This is a genomic window from Ottowia sp., from assembly GCF_047601385.1.
In the GTDB taxonomy this organism is placed as follows: Bacteria; Pseudomonadota; Gammaproteobacteria; order Burkholderiales; family Burkholderiaceae_C; genus Ottowia.
The window spans coordinates 3,790,126-3,807,679 of record NZ_JASGJP010000001.1 but is presented as its reverse complement, the minus strand read 5'-3'; the positions used below and the strand labels follow the sequence as shown (position 1 = coordinate 3,807,679).

The 17,554-nt window shown below is 70.7% G+C and carries 18 protein-coding genes and 1 pseudogene; 12 read left to right on the top strand and 7 right to left on the bottom strand.

The features are described 5' to 3' along the window. From QM772_RS18445 to QM772_RS18410, 8 genes are all read left to right on the top strand, one after another. Window positions 1-315, top strand: coding sequence for a CcdB family protein (locus QM772_RS18445; protein WP_415139094.1), 315 nt, complete (start codon window positions 1-3; stop codon window positions 313-315). Window position 316: 1 nt separating this feature from the next. Beyond that, window positions 317-1,129 carry a thymidylate synthase gene (locus QM772_RS18440; protein WP_415139092.1) on the top strand — a complete coding sequence of 271 codons (813 nt, stop codon included), beginning with the start codon at window positions 317-319 and terminating at the stop codon, window positions 1,127-1,129. A 131-nt stretch (window positions 1,130-1,260) separates the two neighbouring features. Next, window positions 1,261-2,262: a thiamine pyrophosphate-dependent dehydrogenase E1 component subunit alpha gene (locus QM772_RS18435; RefSeq protein ID WP_415139090.1), complete on the top strand. Its 1,002-nt coding sequence runs from the start codon at window positions 1,261-1,263 to the stop codon at window positions 2,260-2,262. Continuing rightward, the gene (locus tag QM772_RS18430) at window positions 2,259-3,239 is read left to right on the top strand and encodes an alpha-ketoacid dehydrogenase subunit beta (RefSeq protein ID WP_415139088.1); all 981 of its coding nucleotides are present in this window, start codon (window positions 2,259-2,261) and stop codon (window positions 3,237-3,239) included. Before QM772_RS18435 ends, QM772_RS18430 begins: the two co-directional genes overlap by 4 nt. 16 nt (window positions 3,240-3,255) lie before the next feature. After that, the gene (locus tag QM772_RS18425) at window positions 3,256-4,290 is read left to right on the top strand and encodes a DctP family TRAP transporter solute-binding subunit (protein ID WP_415139086.1); all 1,035 of its coding nucleotides are present in this window, start codon (window positions 3,256-3,258) and stop codon (window positions 4,288-4,290) included. Then, window positions 4,287-4,784: a TRAP transporter small permease gene (locus QM772_RS18420; protein WP_415139084.1), complete on the top strand. Its 498-nt coding sequence runs from the start codon at window positions 4,287-4,289 to the stop codon at window positions 4,782-4,784. Before QM772_RS18425 ends, QM772_RS18420 begins: the two co-directional genes overlap by 4 nt. A 126-nt stretch (window positions 4,785-4,910) precedes the next feature. Further along, on the top strand, window positions 4,911-6,203 hold the full coding sequence (locus tag QM772_RS18415; protein ID WP_415139082.1) for a TRAP transporter large permease: 1,293 nt from the start codon (window positions 4,911-4,913) through the stop codon (window positions 6,201-6,203). A gap of 3 nt (window positions 6,204-6,206) precedes the next feature. Then, a complete protein-coding gene (locus tag QM772_RS18410; RefSeq protein ID WP_415139080.1) occupies window positions 6,207-6,689 on the top strand; it encodes a dihydrofolate reductase in 483 nt (160 codons plus the stop codon). Here the strand turns inward: QM772_RS18410 and coaD are convergent. Both coaD and rsmD read right to left on the bottom strand, forming a co-directional pair. Next, on the bottom strand, window positions 6,677-7,171 hold the full coding sequence (gene coaD / locus QM772_RS18405) for a pantetheine-phosphate adenylyltransferase (RefSeq protein WP_415139078.1): 495 nt from the start codon (window positions 7,169-7,171) through the stop codon (window positions 6,677-6,679). The two genes, QM772_RS18410 and coaD, sit on opposite strands and share 13 nt — an antisense overlap. Further along, the gene (rsmD, locus tag QM772_RS18400; protein WP_415139076.1) at window positions 7,168-7,800 is read right to left on the bottom strand and encodes a 16S rRNA (guanine(966)-N(2))-methyltransferase RsmD; all 633 of its coding nucleotides are present in this window, start codon (window positions 7,798-7,800) and stop codon (window positions 7,168-7,170) included. Before rsmD ends, coaD begins: the two co-directional genes overlap by 4 nt. Window positions 7,801-7,922: 122 nt before the next feature. On the opposite strand from rsmD, the gene QM772_RS18395 reads away from it, so the two are divergent. From QM772_RS18395 to QM772_RS18385, 3 genes are read left to right on the top strand one after another with little or no spacing between them, the layout of a single operon-like run. Then, window positions 7,923-9,239 carry a CitMHS family transporter gene (locus QM772_RS18395; protein WP_415139074.1) on the top strand — a complete coding sequence of 439 codons (1,317 nt, stop codon included), beginning with the start codon at window positions 7,923-7,925 and terminating at the stop codon, window positions 9,237-9,239. Continuing rightward, window positions 9,236-9,724 carry a universal stress protein gene (locus QM772_RS18390; RefSeq protein WP_415139071.1) on the top strand — a complete coding sequence of 163 codons (489 nt, stop codon included), beginning with the start codon at window positions 9,236-9,238 and terminating at the stop codon, window positions 9,722-9,724. Before QM772_RS18395 ends, QM772_RS18390 begins: the two co-directional genes overlap by 4 nt. After that, entirely contained in the window at window positions 9,724-10,908 is a 1,185-nt protein-coding gene (locus QM772_RS18385) for an ABC transporter substrate-binding protein (protein WP_415139069.1), read from the top strand. The genes QM772_RS18390 and QM772_RS18385 overlap by 1 nt, the downstream gene beginning before the upstream one ends. 182 nt (window positions 10,909-11,090) lie before the next feature. Here the strand turns inward: QM772_RS18385 and QM772_RS18380 are convergent, their stop codons facing one another. The 5 genes from QM772_RS18380 to QM772_RS18360 form a co-directional block, all read right to left on the bottom strand. Further along, window positions 11,091-11,516, bottom strand: a complete 426-nt coding sequence (locus QM772_RS18380; protein ID WP_415139067.1) for an organic hydroperoxide resistance protein — start codon at window positions 11,514-11,516, stop codon at window positions 11,091-11,093. Between the two features lie 104 nt (window positions 11,517-11,620). Further along, the gene (locus QM772_RS18375; protein WP_415139646.1) at window positions 11,621-12,439 is read right to left on the bottom strand and encodes a crotonase/enoyl-CoA hydratase family protein; all 819 of its coding nucleotides are present in this window, start codon (window positions 12,437-12,439) and stop codon (window positions 11,621-11,623) included. Window positions 12,440-12,533: 94 nt separating this feature from the next. Then, a complete protein-coding gene (locus QM772_RS18370; protein ID WP_415139065.1) occupies window positions 12,534-14,180 on the bottom strand; it encodes a hypothetical protein in 1,647 nt (548 codons plus the stop codon). A gap of 104 nt (window positions 14,181-14,284) precedes the next feature. After that, window positions 14,285-15,628 (bottom strand): M16 family metallopeptidase, encoded by a 1,344-nt coding sequence (locus QM772_RS18365; protein ID WP_415139063.1) that lies wholly within the window; start codon window positions 15,626-15,628, stop codon window positions 14,285-14,287. Window positions 15,629-15,651: 23 nt separating this feature from the next. Next, window positions 15,652-17,046, bottom strand: coding sequence for a M16 family metallopeptidase (locus QM772_RS18360; protein WP_415139061.1), 1,395 nt, complete (start codon window positions 17,044-17,046; stop codon window positions 15,652-15,654). A 167-nt stretch (window positions 17,047-17,213) separates the two neighbouring features. On the opposite strand from QM772_RS18360, the pseudogene QM772_RS18355 reads away from it, so the two are divergent. After that, a pseudogene (locus QM772_RS18355) lies at window positions 17,214-17,521 on the top strand (AIR synthase related protein); the annotation flags it as partial. Between the last annotated feature and the right edge of the window lie 33 nt (window positions 17,522-17,554).

The following is a 17,554-nucleotide window of genomic DNA, read 5'->3' as shown; positions in this document are numbered from 1 at the left end:
ATGGCGCGCTTCGACGTTTATCGCCACCCGGATGCAGTGCTGCGCAAGCGCACGCCTTTTTTGCTTGACGTGCAGAACGACTACATCAACAGCGTCGATACGCGCGTGGTGCTGCCGATGCGAACCGCGAAGATGGCCGGGCCGCCCATGCGTGACCTCAACCCCGCCTTCGAGATCGGCGGCCTCCAAGTCGTTCTGGACACGCCCGCAGCCGCGGCCTTTCCCGCGGCTGAGTTACGCAGCCCCGTCATGAATCTGCGCACGCACGCCGAACAGATCATCCGTGCGCTCGACTCCCTTCTCGGCGCCTACTGACATGCCCCAGCCCCCCATCCGCCACCAGTACGAAGACTTCATGCGCCACGTGTTCGAGCACGGCGTGGCCAAGGCCGACCGCACCGGCACGGGCACGCGCAGCGTGTTCGGCCACCAGATGCGCTTCGATCTGGCCGAGGGCTTTCCGCTCGTCACCACCAAGAAGGTGCACCTGAAAAGCATCATCCACGAGCTGCTGTGGTTCCTGACCGGCTCGTCCAGCAACCACTGGCTGCGCGAGCGCGGCGTGACCATCTGGAACGAATGGGCGCGGCCCGACGGCGACCTCGGCCCGGTCTATGGCGTGCAGTGGCGCAGCTGGCCGACACCGGACGGCGGGCACATCGACCAGATCGCCGAGGTGGTGAAGCAGCTCAAGACCAACCCGGATTCGCGCCGCATCATCGTCAGCGCCTGGAACGTAGCCGAGCTGGACAAGATGGCGCTGATGCCCTGTCACGCCTTCTTCCAGTTCTACGTGGCCGAGGGGCGCCTGTCCTGCCAGCTCTACCAGCGCAGCGCCGACATCTTCCTGGGCGTGCCCTTCAACATCGCCAGCTACGCGCTGCTCACGCACATGCTGGCGCAGCAGTGCGATCTGCAGGTGGGCGACTTCGTCTGGACCGGCGGCGACTGCCACATCTACAGCAACCATTTCGAGCAGGTGCGCGAGCAGCTCGCGCGCGCGCCGCGGCCATACCCCCAGCTGGTCATCAAGCGCCGGCCGCCCTCGATCTTCGACTACGAATACGAGGACTTCGCGGTCGAAGGCTACGACCCGCACCCCGCCATCAAAGCCCCGGTGGCGGTGTAGCCCGCGGCACTGCGGCACAATCGCCGCGCGCCTGCCGCCCTTAGACGGCAGGCGTTCTATCGATATGAATACATATTGTTTGCCCTTTCCCCGAGGCTGCCGCTACGCTCGCGGGCTTTCCCGAAAACAAGATGTCTGACCTGCTCTCCCTCTACCGCGCCATGGTGCGCATCCGCGCCTTCGAAGACGCGGCCGAAGTCGCCAGCCAGGGCGGTGTGGCCGCCTGGGGCAAACAAGCCTCCGCCACCCCCGCGCTGGTGCGCGGCCCGCTGCACCTGTCCACCGGGCAGGAGGCCGTGGCCGCCGGCGTGTGCGCGCACCTCAAGCCCGCCGACCTGCTCACCTCCACCCACCGTGGCCACGGCCACACGCTGGCCAAGGGCGCCGACCCGGCGAAGATGATGTGCGAGCTGTTCGGCCGCGCCAGCGGCTACAACGGCGGCAAGGGCGGCAGCATGCACATCGCCGACTTCTCGGTCGGCATGCTGGGCGCCAACGGCGTGGTGGCCGCCGGTCTGCCGATCGCCGTGGGCGCGGCGCAGGGGCTGAAGATTCGCGGCATCGATGCCATCGCCGTGTGCTTCTTCGGCGACGGCGCCATCAACCGCGGCCCCTTCATGGAGGCGCTGAACTGGGCCGTGGTCTACCACCTGCCGGTGCTGTTCGTGTGCGAGGACAACCGCATCTCCGCCACCACCGCCAGCGCCCCCATGACCGCCGGCCCCGGCGCCAGCGCGCGCGCCACGGCCATGGGCATCGCCGCCGTGCAGGTGGACGGCACCGACGTGCAGGCCGTGAGCGACGCCGCCGCCGAGCTGATCCGCGAGGTGCGCGCCGGCAGTGGCCCGCGCCTGCTGCACGCGCTGACCGACCGGCACAAGGGCCACGTCTCGGTGGACCCGGGCACCTACCGCAACCCCGACGAGGTGGCCGCCGCGCTGGCGCGCGACGGCATCGCCCGCGTGCGCGCCCGCCTGGCCGCGCAGGGCCTGGGCGCCCGGGCCGAGCAGGTCGAGCGCGAGGCCCAGGCCGAGATCGACGCCGCCGTGGCCGCCGCCGCCGCCGCGCCGCCGCCCGACAAGGCGGCCGCGTACACCGACATCCAGAACGTGGGCGCGGGGGTGTGGGCATGAGCACGTTGAATCTGACCTACGCGCAGGCAGCAGCCTTGGCGCTTTCGCAGGTGATGGAAGCCGACCCCACCGTCGTCGCCCTGGGCGAGGACCTGGGCCGCGGCGGCGTGTTCGGCCAGTACCGCGACGAAGGCGGCGCGCCGCTGGTCCAGCGCTTCGGCCCAGGCCGCATCATCGACACCCCGATCTCCGAGAGCACCATCGTCGGCGCCGCCGTCGGCATGGCGCTGGCCGGCGTCAAGCCGGTGGTGGAGCTGCGCGTGGTGGACTTCGCGCTGTGCGCCATCGATGAGGTGGTGAACCAGGCCGCCAAGAACCGCTACATGTTCGGCGGCCAGGGCCGCGTGCCGGCGGTGCTGCGCATGCCCATCGGCATCTGGTCGTCGTCGGCCGCGCAGCACAGCCAGTCGCTGGAGGCGTGGTTCGCCCACATCCCCGGCCTGGTGGTGGTGGCGCCCGGCACGCCGGCCGACAACCACGGCCTGCTGCTGTCGGCCCTGGCCTGCGGCGACCCGGTGGTCTACATGGAGCACAAGGAGCTGTGGCCGGTGGCCGGCCCCGTCACGCCAGGCCAGGCGGTGCCGCTGGGCAAGGCGCGCACCGCGCGCGAGGGCGAGGATCTCACCATCGTCTCCTGGTCGCGCCAAGTGCAGGCGTGCGTGGATGCGGCCGAGCAACTCGCCACGCAAGGCGTGCAGGCCGAGGTGATCGACCTGCGCGCCATCTGGCCCTGGGACCGTGACGCGGTGCTGGCCAGCGTGGGCAGGACCGGACGCCTGCTGGTGGTGCACGAGGCGATCCAGGCGGCCGGCTTCGGCGCCGAGATCGCCGCCACCGTGGCCGAGCACACCGGCGCGCGCGTGGCGCGACTGGGCGCGCCGCGCATCCCGGTGGGCTACGCGCCCGTGCTCGAAGCCGAAGCCCGCATCGACGCCGCCAAGGTGGCCGCCGCGGCCCTGAATTTGCTGAAACGCTGACCTGGAGTAACCGACCATGAAGACACTGCTGTTCAAGGGCGCGCTCGCCGCCGCCTTCGCCGTTGCCGCCGCCGCGCCCGCGCTGGCGCAGGCGCCCTACAAGCCCGAGTACCGCCTTTCGACCAACGTCAACAACGCCTTCCCGCTGGGGCGCGGCGCCGAGACCTGGGCCAAGCTGGTGAGCGAGCGCACGCAGGGGCGCATCAACGTCAAGTGGTACCCCGGCTCGTCGCTGGTGGGCGGCGAGACCACGCGCGAATTCACCGCGCTGCGCCAGGGCACGCTGGACTTCAACGTGGCCTCGGTCATCAACTGGGCGCCGCACGTGAAGGAGCTGAACCTGTTCCTGCTGCCCTTCCTGGTGCCCGACGAGAAGGCGTTCGACGCGCTCATCACCGGCGAGGTCGGCAAGGAACTGTTCGACCTCATCGGCAAACGCGGCGTGGTGCCGCTGGCCTGGGGCGAGAACGGCTCGCGCGAGATCAGCAACTCCAAGCACGAGATCCGCAAGCCCGAAGACCTGAAGGGCCTGAAGTTCCGCGTGGTCGGCTCGCCGATCTTCAACGACATCTACAGTGCCCTGGGCGCCAACCCCACGCAGATGACCTTCGCCGACGCCCAGCCCGCGCTGCAAAGCGGCGCCGTGGATGGCCAGGAGAACCCGATCGCGCTGTTCGTCGGCGCCAAGATGAGTTCGCTCAACCAGAAGTTCCTCACCAAGTGGAACTACGTCAACGACCCGCTGGTGTTCGCCGTCTCGCAGAAGGCCTGGGACAGCTGGACGCCGGCCGACCGCGAGATCGTGCGCCAGGCCGCCATCGAGGCCGCCAAGACCGAGATCGCCGACACGCGCAAGGGCGTATCGGCGGGCGACGACGCACTCATCAAGCAAGCCGAGGCGGCCGGCACCAAGGTGACCGTGCTCACGCCGGCCGAGCAGCAGGCCTTCGCCGCCGCCACCAAGCCCGTGGTGGACAAGTGGACGCCGCAGATCGGCGCCGAGCTGGTGAAGAAGGCCCAGGCCGCCGTGGCCGCCACCCGCGCCAAATGAACCAGCCGAGTCCTGAAGTCCACGACGAAGAGCCGCGCCAGCCGCGGCCTTTTCACGTGGAAGAGGCGCTGGCGGCGCTGATCATGGCCGTGCTGTGCCTGATCACCTTCGCCAACGTGCTCACGCGCTACTTCACCAGCATCTCGTTCGCCTTCACCGAGGAGTTCTCGGTGTTCCTGGTGGTGGTGATGACCTTCGTGGGCGCCGCCACCGCCTTCACACGCGGGCACCACCTGGCCATCACCTTCCTGGTCGACAAGCTGCCGGCGCGCGGCCGCGTGTGGCAGCGGCGCTTCGCCCTGCTGTGCGGGCTGGCCGTGTTCGGCGTGCTCGCCTGGTGGGGCGCGCTGATGTGGTGGGACGACGTCGAGACCGGCCTGACCTCCCCCGGCCTGGGCGTGCCGCAATGGTGGTACACGCTGGCCGTGCCGGTGCTGTCGGCGCTGGTGGAATTCCGCCTGCTGCAACTGCTGCTCAGGAAGAGCACGCCATGAGCACCGCCCGGCCGCTCCGAAGGTGCTCGCACCCGCAGTCCGAAGGACGGAGGGTAGGCCGGTGAGCACCGCCCGGCCGCTCCGAAGGTGCTCGCACCCGCAGTCCGCAGGACGGAGGGGCATCCCATGAGCTACGACGCGCTCGGCGGCATCCTGTTCTCGCTGTTCGTGCTGCTGCTGCTGGCCGGCGTGCCGCTGGCCGTCACGCTGGGGCTGGCGGGCACGGTGGTGGTGGCCTTCGCCGACCTGGGGTTGTCGTCGGTGCCGCTGAACGTCTACAACAGCATCTCCAAGTACCCGCTGCTGGCCATCCCGATGTTCGTGCTGGCCGGCATCATCTTCGAGCGCGCGGGCATCGCCGGCTCGATGGTGCGCTTCGCCGCCTCCATCGTCGGGCCGCGCCGCGGCGGGCTGGCGGCCACGGCCATCCTGGTGGCGATGATCCTGGGCGGCATCTCGGGCTCCGGCCCCGCCGCTTCGTCGGCGGTGGGCGCGGTGATGATCCCGCAGATGCTCAAGGCCGGCTACCCGCGCGGCTTCGCGGCCAGCGTGGTGGCGGCCGGCGGCTCCACCGACATCCTGATCCCGCCCTCCATCGCCTTCGTGATCTACAGCATGCTGGTGCCCGCCGCCAGCGTGCCGGCGCTGTTCGCCGCCGGCATGGTGCCGGGCATCCTGGCCGGGCTGGCGCTGATCGGCGGCTCGATCTGGCTGGCACGCCGCCACCAGGTGGGCAACGAGGCCGAGCAGGCGCGCCCGCCGTTCTGGAAGAGCCTGCGCGAGGCCATCTGGGCGCTGATGGCGCCGGTCATCATCCTGGGCAGCCTGCGCACCGGCGTGGTCACGCCCACCGAGGCGGCGGTGCTGGCGGTGGTGTACGGCTTCGTGATCGGCGTGGTGGTCTATCGCAGCCTGAACCTGCGCACCATCTACGAGGTGCTGGTGGAATCGTGCGAGATCTCGGCGGTGATCCTCACCATCATGGCGCTGGCCTCGGTGTTCGCCGTCGCCAGCAACGCGCTGGGCAGCTTCGAGCACATGGCCAACTTCCTGGTGCACTCGATCTCGTCCGAGGCGCTGATGCTGCTGGCCATCAACCTGATCCTGCTGCTGGCGGGCATGTTCGTCGACGGCATCTCGATCTTCTTCGTCTTCCTGCCGCTGTTCATCCCCATCATGCAGCACTACCAGTGGGACCCGGTGTGGTTCGGCGTGCTGATGACGCTGAACATCGCCCTGGGCCAGTTCCACCCGCCGGTGGGGCTGAACCTGGTGGTCACCTGCAAGCTGGCGGGCACCTCCATCGAGTCCACGACCTACTGGGCCTTCGCGCTGGTGCTGTTCATGGCCACGGTGCTGCTGCTGTGCACCTTCGTGCCGTCAGTGGTGATGTGGCTGCCGCGCGTGTTAGGTTATTGAGCCATGAAGATCGGACTCATCTGGGCGCAAGCGCGCCACGGCGTCATCGGCAGGGACGGCGCCATGCCCTGGCACCTGCCGGAAGACCTGGCGCACCTCAAGCGCACCACGCTCGGCCACCCGGTGATCATGGGGCGCAGAACCTGGGACTCGATCCCCGCCCGCTTCCGCCCCCTGCCCGGCCGCGTCAACATCGTCGTCACGCGCCAGCCGGATTGGAGCGAAATCGGCGCCCAGCGCGCGTCCAGCCTGCGCGAGGCGCTACAGAAATGTGAGAAATCGGAACAGGTCTGGGTGATCGGCGGCGCCCAGATCTACGCCCAGGCGCTGCCGCTGGCCGACGAGCTGGTGGTGACCGAGATCGACGCCGACTTCGACGGCGACGCCCACGCGCCCAAGCTCGGCCCCGAGTGGCGCGAGGCGGCGCGCGAGGCGCACGTGGCGGCCAGCGGCTTGCCCTTCGCCTTCGTGCGCTACGTGCGCTGAGCGCGCTTTTCCAGCAACCGCGCCAGCACCGGCGGCGACACGTAGGGCGCCACGTCGCCGCCCAGTTGCGATATCTCGCGCACCAGCGTGCTGCTGACCGATTGCAGCGCGGCGGCGGGCGTGAGGAAGATGGTCTCCACGTCCGGCGCCAGGTTGCGGTTCATGCCGGCGAGCTGGAATTCATAGTCGAAATCGGTCACACCGCGCACGCCGCGCACCATGACCTTGCCGCCACGCCGCAGCACGAAGTCCTTGACCAGGCCGTCGAAGGGTTCGACGTCCACGTTGCCGATGCGCTGCGCGGCGTCCCGCGCCAGCGCCAGCCGCTCGTCCAGCGTGAACAGGGTCTTCTTGTGGTGCGCCGTGGCCACGGCGATGACCACGCGGTCGAACAGGCCGGCCGCGCGGCGCACGATGTCCTCGTGGCCGAGCGTGATGGGGTCGAAGGTGCCGGGATAGACGGCGATCACGCCTCGGCTCATGCGCTGGTCTCCTCTGGATGGTCCGCGGCATTATGCCGAGCGCCCAGCCGTTGCAGCAGGTGCGCGTGCACCGCGCCGGCCTTCAGGCGGCGGTGCGGCTCCAGGCCCAACACGCGCAGCGCTTCCTCGTCGGTTGGCGCTGGCGCCTCCAGATAGACCCAGCCGCCCGGGCGCACGGCGGCGGCGGCAGCCGCCAGCGCGGGCGCGAACAGCTCGGCGGCACCGAACGGCGGATCCAGCAGCACCAGGTCGGCCGCGCCCGCCGCCTGCGCGCGCAAGGCCGCCACACCATCGCCGCGCTGCACGCGCACGGCGGCGGCCTCCAGGCGCTGCACGGTCTGACGCAGTTGCGCGGCCAGTGCCGCGTCCTGCTCGACGAGCAGCACGTCGGCGGCGCCGCGCGAGGCGGCCTCCAGCCCCAGCGCGCCGGTGCCGGCGAAGGCGTCCACGCAGCGCCAGCCGGTCAGTTCCTGGCCCAGCCAGTTGAACAGCGTCTCGCGCACGCGGTCGGGCGTGGGACGCAGGCCGGGGCGGTCGGGCACGGACAGGCGGGAGCGGCGCCACTGGCCGCCGATGATGCGGATCTCGCGCGGGGTGCCGGGGGCAGTTCTGAGACGGGCGGGCGGCATGGCTTATTGTGGCCTGTCGCCTGCGCTGCCCGGCGCCCCACGGTTCGCGTTAACATGGCCGCCGCGAAGCGACCGATCGAACCGCCGCCATCGAAGCGGCGCCCTTACGGAGACAAAGCCTCATGCTCACCGCCCTCGCCTATTCGATGATCGTCGTCTTCATGGCGCTCATCATGACCAAGCGCCTGTCGGCGATGGTGGCGCTGATCCTCGTGCCCATCGTGTTCGGGCTGCTGGGCGGCTTCGGGATGGGCCTGGGGCCGATGATGCTGGACGGCATCAAGAAGCTCGCGCCCACGGGCGTGATGCTGATGTTCGCCATCCTCTACTTCGGCATCATGATCGACGCCGGCCTGTTCGACCCCATCGTCAAGCTGGTGCTGCGGCTGGTGGGCGGCAGCCCGACCAAGATCGTGGTCGGCACCTTCCTGCTGGCCGCCGGCGTCTCGCTCGACGGCGACGGCTCCACCACCTACATGATCACCTGCGCGGCCATGCTGCCGCTCTATTACCGCCTGGGCATGAACCGGCTGGTGCTGGCCTGCGTGGTGATGATGGCCGGCCAGCTCATGAACATCCTGCCCTGGGGCGGCCCCACGGCGCGCGCCGTCAGCGCCCTGGGCGTGGAGATGGGCCAGGTGTTCGTGCCGATGATCGGCCCGATGATCATCACCGGCATCTGGTGCACCTTCGTCGCCTTCATCCTCGGCCGGCGCGAGGCGCGGCGCCTGGGCACCATCAGCCTGGACGGCGCGCACGGCGGCAGCCAGTCGATCGCCGAGGTCACCGGGGGCGACCCCGAACTGGCGCGCCCGAAGCTGCTGTGGGTCAACGCCCTGCTCACCCTGGGCCTGATGGTGCTGCTGATCATGGACGTGTTCCCGCTGCAAGTGCTGTTCATGGTGGCCTCGGCCGTCGCGCTGATGATCAACTACCCCAAGCTGCAACAGCAGAAGGAGCGGCTGGAGGCGCATGCCGTCAACATCGTGCCGGTGGTGTCGCTGATCTTCGCCGCCGGCATCTTCGTCGGCATCCTCTCCGGCACCAAGATGGTGGACGCCATCGCCAACAACGTGATCGGCATGGTGCCCGACTGGATGGGCCCGTACATGGCGGTGGTGACGGCGGTGCTCAGCATCCCGTTCACCTTCTTCATCTCCAACGATGCGTTCTACTTCGGCATCCTGCCGATCCTGGCCAAGACGGCCGCGGTGTACGGCATCAGCCACGTCGAGATCGCGCGCGCCTCGCTGGTGGGCCAGCAGGTGCACCTGCTCAGCCCGCTGGTGGCTTCCACTTACCTGCTGGTGGGCCTGGCCAAGGTGGAATTCGGCGACCACCAGCGCTTCACCCTGCTGTGGGCGCTGACGGCAGCCTTCGTCATGCTGGCGGCGATGCTGATCCTCGGCGTCATTCCGCTGGTGGGGAGCGCGCCATGAACCACGACATCCGCACCATCCTGTACGCCTGCGGCCTGGGCGACGGCTGCGAGGCCCCGCTGGGCTACGCCATCAACCTGGCCAACCGCCTGGGCGCCCGGCTGCTGGTGCTGGCGGTGATCGACGAGCAGCGCGAGCGCTCGCTGATCGACCTGGAGGAGCACGTGCCGCAGAAGCAGCTCGACCAGTACCACGACGAGCGCGCCGCGCGCGCCCGCGCGCACATCGAGGCGCAGATCGCCGCCTTCTACGCCGTGCGCGGCAGCGACGCGCCGCCGCGCCCGATCGCCGAGCTGATCGTGCGCGAAGGCGACGACGTGGCCCAGGCCATCCTCGACGAGGCCGAGCGCGGCAGCGCCGACCTGATCCTGATGGCCTCGCGCGGTGCCGGCCTGCTGGCCGGGCTGCTGTTCGGCTCGGTTCCGCAGGAGGTGCTGCGCCGCACCAAGCGGCCGCTGCTGCTGGTGCCGGTGGAGACCTGCTGATGCCCCGCCCCGCCCTCCCTTCGCGCCGGCGCGCGCTGGGCCAGTTGGCCGCGCTGGGCGCGGCGCCGCTGGCCCTGGCACCCGCGCTGGCCCAGACCCGCGCGCGCACCCGTGCGCAGAGCGACGACGAACTGCTCGACTACGCCGTGCGCGGCGCCGCCCCGCCCGGCTACCCGGCCGCCTACGCCGCCACCGTGCGCGCGGCCGAGGACGAGGGCCGGCTCACCGTCCACTCCACCACCGACGAGCGCGTCGCCGCGCCGCTGGTGGCCGACTTCCGGCGCCTGTACCCGCGCATCACCGTCACCTACGAGGACCTGGGCAGCACCGAGCTGTACCACCGCTTCATCGCCGAGACGCAGCTCGGCCGCGAGGCCGCCGACGTGCTGTGGAGCAGCGCCATGGACCAGATGGCCGCGCTCGCCGTGGCCGGCCACGCGCAGGCGTACGACTCGCCCGAGAAGGCCCACCTGCCCGCCTGGGCGCAGTGGCAGGACCGGCTCTGGGCCACCACCTACGAACCCGTGGTGTTCGCCTACCACAAGCCCTCGCTGCCCGCCGCCCAGGTGCCGCGCACGCACGCGGCGCTGGCCGAGTGGCTCGGGCGCGAAAGCGGCCGCCTGGGCGGCAAGGCGGTCAGCTACGACCCGCAGAAATCCGGCGTCGGCTACTTCCTGGCCACGCAGGACATCGCCGCCGCGCCCGACACCTTCTGGGCCATGGCGCAGGCCCTGGGCCGCTGCAGGCCCCGGCTGCTGCTGACCACCGATGCCATGGTGCGCCAGCTGGCCGACGGCCGCGCCGTGGCCGGCGCGAACCTGCTGGGCGCCTACACCCTAGCGCAGGCGCGCAGCCGGCCGACGCTGGGCGTGGCCTTCATGCAGGACTACAACCTGGTCAGCTCGCGCGTGCTGCTCATCAACAGCCGGGCCGCGCACCCGAACGCCGCACGGCTGTGGGCGGACTACCTGCTGTCCAGGCGCGGGCAGAGCGTGATGGCCAGCGCCTCGCGCCTGTACGCGCTGCGCGCCGACGCGCAGGGCGAGGCCACCGCCGCCGCGCTGCGCCAGCTGCTGGGCGGGCCCGAGCGGCCCATCGCCCTCGGCCCCGAGCTGGCCGCGCCGCTGGCCGAAGGCGCCTACCGCGACTTCGTGCGGCGCTGGCGCGCGGCGATGGGGGAATAGCGCCTGACGGCCTGCGCCTGCCTGAAGCCAGGGAGCGTGCCGAGACTTGGGCTGTGCATGCGGCAGCGGCCAACGCGCTGGCTTCAGCCCCGTTAGCTACTCTTAAGATAGCTGCCGGCGCTTGTCCGATGCGGGCCAGAGGCTGAAAAGGCATGCATTCCATGCCATCGGCCCGTGCGGTGTCAAACGATGCCGATCTCCACCGGAATGTTGCCGCGCGTGGCGTTGGAGTACGGGCAGACCTGGTGCGCCGCGTCCACCAGCTTCTTCTTGGCGTCGGCGTCCAGGCCGGGCAGCGTGACGGCCAGCTTGACGGCGATGCCGTAGGCCGCGCCGCCGCCCGTCGGGCCGAGCGAGACGCTGGAATCGACGGCCACGTCGTCCGGCACCCTGACACCCACCTTGGGCCCCACCGCCTTCATCGCGCCGATGAAGCAGGCGGCGTAGCCGACGGCGAACAACTGCTCGGGGTTGGTGCCCGGCTTGCCCGAGCCGGGCGCGCTGAGCGTGACGGCGAGCGCGCCGTCGCTGCTCTTGCCGGCGCCGTCGCGCCCGCCCGTGGTGTGGGCTTCGGCGGTGTAGAGGACTTTGTCGAGGGTGGTGGTCATCACGTGCTCCTGGGTTGAAGAGCCTCCATTCTGACCAGCTACATTAAATATAGCTGCCCGCGCTTGCTGGACGGGCGCTGGAGGCCGATTCGACTCAAAAAATCTCAGCGCCCGGTAAAGCGCGCCGGCCGCTTCTCGACGAAGGCGCGCACGCCCTCGGCGGCGTCCTCGCTGCTGGCCAGCACCTTCTGCACCGGCACGAAGTCGGCCACGGCGGCGGCCTGGCCCAATTCGATGGCCTTGAGCACGTTCAGCCGCGTGGCGACCACGGCGGCGGGCGCCTGCGCGGCGATGCGGCGGGCCAGGGCGAGGGTCGCGTCCATCAGCCCGGCCGCGGGCGCCACCTTCTGCACGAAGTTGCAGCGCAGGGCCTCGGCGGCGTCGAACTCGTCGGCCGTCAGCAGGTGCAGCATGGCGTTGCCCACGCCGGCGCGCTCGGGCATGCGCAGCGTGGCGCCGCCGGTGGGCATGATGCAGCGCTGCACCTCCATCTGCGAGAAGCGGCAGTCGTCGGCCGCCACCACGATGTCGGCGCCCAGCATCAGCTCGATGCCGACGGTGAAGCAGATGCCCTTGACGGCCGCGATCATCGGCTTCTGCCGGCGCCGGTAGCCGGGCATGCCGAAGTCGTGCGGCTCCACCAGGCCCGTGGGCGTGAGCTTCTCGCCGGTCTGGAGGTACTGCACCACCGCCGGCAGGTCCAGCCCGGCGGTGAAGTGGTCGCCAAAGGCGTGCAGCAAGCCCACGCGCAGTTCGGGCTCGTCGTCGAGCCGGGTGTAGGCCTCGGCGAGCTGGCGGAACATGACCGGCGTCCAGCCGTTGCGCTTGGCCGGGCGGTTGATGCCGATCAGCAGGATGTGGCCATCGACCACCTGGGTGTCGATGCAGCCTTCGGCGGGCGGCGTGGTGGGGGTGATGCTCAGGGTCACGGGCAAACGGTCCTTCTTGAAACGGCCGGCCCGCGGCGCACTCGCTGGGAGCGCGCCGCGGGCCGGCGGGGTGGCGGATGCGGCGAGTTTATTTCGCCGGGCGGATGCGGTAGATGCCGTTGTTCATGTCCGACGAGAAATACACGCTGCCGTCGCCGCCCACGGCCACGCCGGTGGGCGCGTTGGCGGGCGTGCCGCCGGGCAGCGGCGGCACGCCGATGGGCAGCTTGTCGGCCACGGTGCGGCGGCTGCCGTCGGCCAGGTTGACTTCGGTCAGGCGCTTGGCACCGACCTCGGCGACGATGAAGGTGCCCCAGGGCGTTTCGGTCAGCCCCTCGGGCTGATTCAGACCCTGGGCCACGGCCACCGGGGTGCCGCCGGCGGCGGACACGCGCAGCAGGCTGCCGCCCAGGTCGGTGACATAGACCTGCCCATCGCGCCCCAGCACCATCTGCACCGGCAGCTTGATGCCGCTGGCGATGGTCTTGCGCTCGGCCAGCTTGTCGCCGCTGGCGCGCACGATGCTGCCGGTGCCGAGTTCCAGCACCAGCACGCTGCCGTCGTCCATGGGGATCGCGTCCAGCGGCACCTTGAAGCCGTGCGCCATGACCTGCGTCCTGCGCGTGGCGCGGTCCACCACCTGCACCGAGTTGGTGGCGAACGAGGCCAGTGCGAAGCGCGTCTTCGACAGTCCCACGGCCAGCGGGTACTCCAGCTCGCCCTCGCCCCAGGCGCGGAAGATGTCGCTCACCTGGCCGGTCTTCAGGTTCACATCGCGGAAGGCGAACACGTCGGCCACCCACAGGCGGTCGCCGTCGGCCTTCAGGCCCGTGGGCAGCGCCACGGCGCCGCTGGTGAGCGTGCGCAGCTCGCCGGTGGCGGGGTTGAACGCCTGCACCGAGTTGTCGGCCATGTTGGAGACGTAGATGGTGCCGTCGTCCGGCGCGATGGCCAGGTTGTCCAGCCCGGTCTTGAGCTTGGCGGCCACGGTCTTCCTGCCGGTGGCCAGTTCGACCTTCACCAGCTCGCCGCGGCGCGTGTCCAGCACCCACAGGTTGCCCTTGCCGTCCAGGTTGGCGGCGGCGGGGATGGCGAAGCCGTCGGCGATGGTGGTCATGTCGCCGTTGGCCGGGTTGATCTTCACCACCCGGTTCTTGAACCACAGCGGACCGTAGAGCATGCCGTCGGGGCCGACCTCGAAGCCGTTGAAGCCGCCCATGTCCTTCTTGATCAGGCGCGGGGGCTTCTTGCCGGCGCGGTCGATCTCCCACAGCGCGTCGCCCGCGAACACCTGCGAGGCATAGAGCTGGCCGGTCTTCTTGTCGAAGTCCAGCGAGTTGATGCCGGGCAGGCCCTTGGCCAGCACCTGGATCGGTGCCTTGTCATGGGCGCGGAAGAACAGCTCGCCCAGGTTGAAGCCGGTCCAGGCCATCTCGCCCTTGGCGCTGATGGCGATGTCGTCCGACATGCCCTGCGGCGAGTCGATGAACACGCGCGCCTCGCCGGTCTTGCGGTTCACCTCCCACATGTTGGCGCCCGCCACCGTGCCGGCCAGCAGGCGGCCCTGCTTGTCGACCGCCAAGCCATGCACGCCGGCAAAGGCAGAGGGCTTGACCAGCACCTCGGGCGCGGCCCAGGCGGCCGGGCGCGTGGGCGCGGTGGTGGAGCAGGCGGCCAGAAGGCCGGCGGCGGCCAATGCGGCGGCGGCCGCGATGCGGCGAAGGGGTGCGGGCATGGAAGTCTCCTCTTTTGTGCGGCGGTGATCGCCGGGCCGGCAAGTCTTCTGCACCGGCCATTGCCGGCGCAATCACCCAGGAGACATTCGCGTAAGCAGGCGTTTCAGCGCTGGCCGCCCACCACCACCGTCACCATGCGTTCGGGTTGCAGCACGCGCTGGAAGGCGGCCCTGATGTCGGCCGCGCGCACGGCGTTGACGCGCTCGGTCCAATGGTCCAGGTAGTCCAGCGGCAGGCCGTTCCAGGCGATGTTGGCGACGTTGTCGAGCAGCTTGCGGTTGGCGTCGATGCGCAGCGCGAAGCCGCCGACGAGGTTGTCCTTGGCGGCCTTCAGCTCGGCCTCGGTCGGGCCTTGGGCGACGAAGTCGCGCAGCACCTGGCGCGAGACGGCCACCGCCTCGGCGGCCTGGTCGGGCCGCGTCTGCAAACCCAGGGTGAAGGCGCCGGCGTGCAGGCCGGGCATGAAGTAGCTGTACACGCTGTAGCTCAGGCCCCGCTTCTCGCGCACCTGCTCGGTCAGGCGCGAGGTGAAGCCGCCGCCGCCCAGGATGTGGTTGCCCACCAGCAGGGCGAAGAAGTCCGGGTCATTGCGCTTGTAGCCGGGCTGGCCGATGAGCACGTGCGCCTGGGCGGAGGTGAACGGCACGTTCTCCTCCACCGGCGCGGCGAGCGGCGCCACCTCGGGCACGGGCGGCAGCGGCGGGCAGGCGTCCTGCGGCAGGCGCGCGAGCAGCTCGGCGGCGATCTGGTCGGCCTGCGCGCGCGTCACGGCGCCCACCAGGCTGACCTTGGCGCGGCAGGGCACGACGGTGGCGGCGTAGCGCGCGCGCATGTCGGCCGTGCCGATGCGCGCCAGCGATTCGGGCGTGGTCTCTTGGCCGTAGGGATGGTCGCCATACACCGGCTTGTTGAAGGCCAGCCGGGCGACGGTGCCGGGGCGCGTGCGCGACTCCTGGAGGCTGGCCGACAGGCGCTGGCGCTCGCGCTGCCACACGTCGTCGGGCCAGGCCGGGTCGCCCAGCTCGCGCGCGGCCAGGTGCACGGACTGGCGCAGCAGGCCGGGCTCGGTCAGCGTGCGCAGGGCGAAGCTCATGCGGTCGTTGCCGGCGCTGCCGCCGAAGCTGGCGCCGAGGTCGGCCCAGGCTTCGCCGAGCTGGTTCTCGTCCAGCGCCGGCTCGCCGCCCTGCGCGGCCACGCCCTTGCCGGCCATCAGCGCGGTAACGCTGGCCAGGCCGGCCTGCCCGGGCGGGTCGCGCCGGCTGCCGGCGTCGAAGTCGAGCTGCACGTCGAGCATGGGGATGGCCGGGCTCTCGACCAGGAACACCTGCGCGCCGCTGGGCTGCGTCCAGTGCTGGATGGGGATGGCCGCCTGCGCGGTTTGCAAGCCAAACAGGGCGCCAGCGCCCGCCAGCAAAGCGCGGGCAGCTATTTTTTTGATAGTTTTCATGGACATCGGAGCGAAACGGGGGGTCAGTGCCGGGCACCGGGCATCACTGCGCGCGGGCGGGCCTTGGGGTCGCGCGGCTGCGGAATCAGCGTGGCGACGGTGAGCTGGTCGTCGCCGAAATACTTCCGCGCCACCGCCTGCACCTGCGCGGCGCTGACCTGGCGCAGGCGGGCGATCAGGCGCTCGTCGGCGTCCAGCGGAAGGCCCTGCACCCACAGGTGGCCCAGCTCCTGCGCCTGGCCCATGACGCTGTCGCGCTTGTAGACCTCGCTGGCCACCCACTGGGTCTTGACGCGGGCCAGCTCGGCCTCGGCCACGCCCTCGCGGGCCACGCGCGCCACCTGTTCGCGCAGCGCGGCCTCGACCTCGGCGGCGGTCTTGCCCTGCGCGGGCACGCCGGTCAGGGTGAAGAGCTGCGGGCCGCGCCCCATCAGGCCGTTGTCGGCGCCGGCGGAGTCGGCCACGCGGTCCGGCCCCTGGGTGAGAGCGCGGTCCAGCCGGGCGCCGCTGTAGCCGTCGAGCACGGCGGCGAGCACCGTCAGCGCCAGCGCGTCGTCGTTGTCGGGCGAAGGCTCCAGGCCGGCCAGGCGCGGCACCTTGAAGGCCAGCGACACCACGGCCTGCTCGGCCGGCGCCTTGACGTCGAGCCGGCGCGGGCCGGTCTGCGGCGGCTCGGGCCGCGGCTTGCGCACCGGCAGCGCGCGCGCCGGGATGCGGCCGTAGGTGCGCCGGGCCAGCTTGAGGACCGCCTGCGGATCGACGTCGCCCACCACCACCACGGTGGCGTTGGCGGGCACGTACCAGCGGCGGAAGAAGGCGCGCACGTCGTCGCCGGTGAGCGAGTCGAGGTCGCCCATCCAGCCGATCACCGGGCGGTGGTAGGGCGAGGCGACGAAGGTGGCGGCGCGCTGCTGCTCGAACAGCACGGCGCGCGGGTTGTCGTCGGTGCGCATGCGGCGCTCTTCCTTGACGACGGCCAGCTCCTTGGTGAACTCCTCGTCGCTCCACTGGTTGTGGGCGAAGCGGTCGGCCTCCAGCGCCATCACGTCGGGCAGGCGGCTGGCCGGCACCTGCTGGTAGTAGCCGGTGTAGTCGTAGCTGGTGAAGGCGTTCTCCTCCCCGCCCAGCGCGGCCACGCGGCGCGAGAACTCGCCGGGCCCCAGCTTCTTCGTGCCCTTGAACATCATGTGCTCCAGCATGTGGGCCACGCCGCTGGTGCCGTCCACCTCGTCGATGGAGCCCACGCGCACCCACAGCATGTGCACGGCGGTGGGCGCGCGGCGGTCGGGCTTGACGATCAGCGTCAGGCCGTTGTCCAGCTTGAACTGGCTGACCGGCGCGGGCTGCGCCCAGGCGGTGGAGAAGAACAGGACGAGCGCGGCCAGCAGGGCGGCGCGGGAAGGCAGATGGAAGGGCATGGGCTGGCTTGAGTCGAAATCGGCGGCGAATGTTCCCCCGCCAGACTTAAGTGTGCCTGAGCGGGATGGGTAGCCGATTGCTACTCTAAACATAGCTGCTCGCGACCGCCCAGCAAGCGCTGAGGCCATTTTTCATTCATGAAATCCCATACGCGACAATGCCGGCCATGAATGCGCCTGCGCCCTCTTCTCCGATCGAACCCGCCGCCGAGCCGCGCCTGAGCAGCCTGTCGCACGGCGGCGGCTGCGGCTGCAAGATCGCGCCCGGGGCGCTGTCCAGCATCCTGCGCGGCATCACGCAAATGCCGCTGCCGCCCGAGCTGCTGGTGGGCATCGAAACGGCGGACGCCGCCGCCGTCTACCGCCTGAACGACACGCAGGCGCTGATGGCGTGGCCACCACCGACTTCTTCATGCCCGTCGTGGACGACCCGTTCGACTTCGGCCGCATCGCCGCCGCCAACGCGCTGGCCGACGGCGGTTTTTGATGCTTGAAATCAAGGCACCGG

What these genes read in the sequence shown, in the direction of transcription:
- QM772_RS18370 (WP_415139065.1), bottom strand. Translation starts at nt 14,180, where the DNA reads ATGCCCGCACCCCTTCGCCGCATCGCGGCCGCCGCCGCATTGGCCGCC.
- QM772_RS18430 (WP_415139088.1), top strand. Translation starts at nt 2,259, where the DNA reads ATGAGCACGTTGAATCTGACCTACGCGCAGGCAGCAGCCTTGGCGCTT.
- QM772_RS18425 (WP_415139086.1), top strand. Translation starts at nt 3,256, where the DNA reads ATGAAGACACTGCTGTTCAAGGGCGCGCTCGCCGCCGCCTTCGCCGTT.
- QM772_RS18440 (WP_415139092.1), top strand. Translation starts at nt 317, where the DNA reads ATGCCCCAGCCCCCCATCCGCCACCAGTACGAAGACTTCATGCGCCAC.
- rsmD (WP_415139076.1), bottom strand. Translation starts at nt 7,800, where the DNA reads ATGCCGCCCGCCCGTCTCAGAACTGCCCCCGGCACCCCGCGCGAGATC.
- QM772_RS18410 (WP_415139080.1), top strand. Translation starts at nt 6,207, where the DNA reads ATGAAGATCGGACTCATCTGGGCGCAAGCGCGCCACGGCGTCATCGGC.
- QM772_RS18435 (WP_415139090.1), top strand. Translation starts at nt 1,261, where the DNA reads ATGTCTGACCTGCTCTCCCTCTACCGCGCCATGGTGCGCATCCGCGCC.
- QM772_RS18445 (WP_415139094.1), top strand. Translation starts at nt 1, where the DNA reads ATGGCGCGCTTCGACGTTTATCGCCACCCGGATGCAGTGCTGCGCAAG.
- QM772_RS18360 (WP_415139061.1), bottom strand. Translation starts at nt 17,046, where the DNA reads ATGCCCTTCCATCTGCCTTCCCGCGCCGCCCTGCTGGCCGCGCTCGTC.
- QM772_RS18395 (WP_415139074.1), top strand. Translation starts at nt 7,923, where the DNA reads ATGCTCACCGCCCTCGCCTATTCGATGATCGTCGTCTTCATGGCGCTC.
- QM772_RS18380 (WP_415139067.1), bottom strand. Translation starts at nt 11,516, where the DNA reads ATGACCACCACCCTCGACAAAGTCCTCTACACCGCCGAAGCCCACACC.
- QM772_RS18415 (WP_415139082.1), top strand. Translation starts at nt 4,911, where the DNA reads ATGAGCTACGACGCGCTCGGCGGCATCCTGTTCTCGCTGTTCGTGCTG.
- QM772_RS18420 (WP_415139084.1), top strand. Translation starts at nt 4,287, where the DNA reads ATGAACCAGCCGAGTCCTGAAGTCCACGACGAAGAGCCGCGCCAGCCG.
- QM772_RS18390 (WP_415139071.1), top strand. Translation starts at nt 9,236, where the DNA reads ATGAACCACGACATCCGCACCATCCTGTACGCCTGCGGCCTGGGCGAC.
- QM772_RS18385 (WP_415139069.1), top strand. Translation starts at nt 9,724, where the DNA reads ATGCCCCGCCCCGCCCTCCCTTCGCGCCGGCGCGCGCTGGGCCAGTTG.
- coaD (WP_415139078.1), bottom strand. Translation starts at nt 7,171, where the DNA reads ATGAGCCGAGGCGTGATCGCCGTCTATCCCGGCACCTTCGACCCCATC.
- QM772_RS18365 (WP_415139063.1), bottom strand. Translation starts at nt 15,628, where the DNA reads ATGAAAACTATCAAAAAAATAGCTGCCCGCGCTTTGCTGGCGGGCGCT.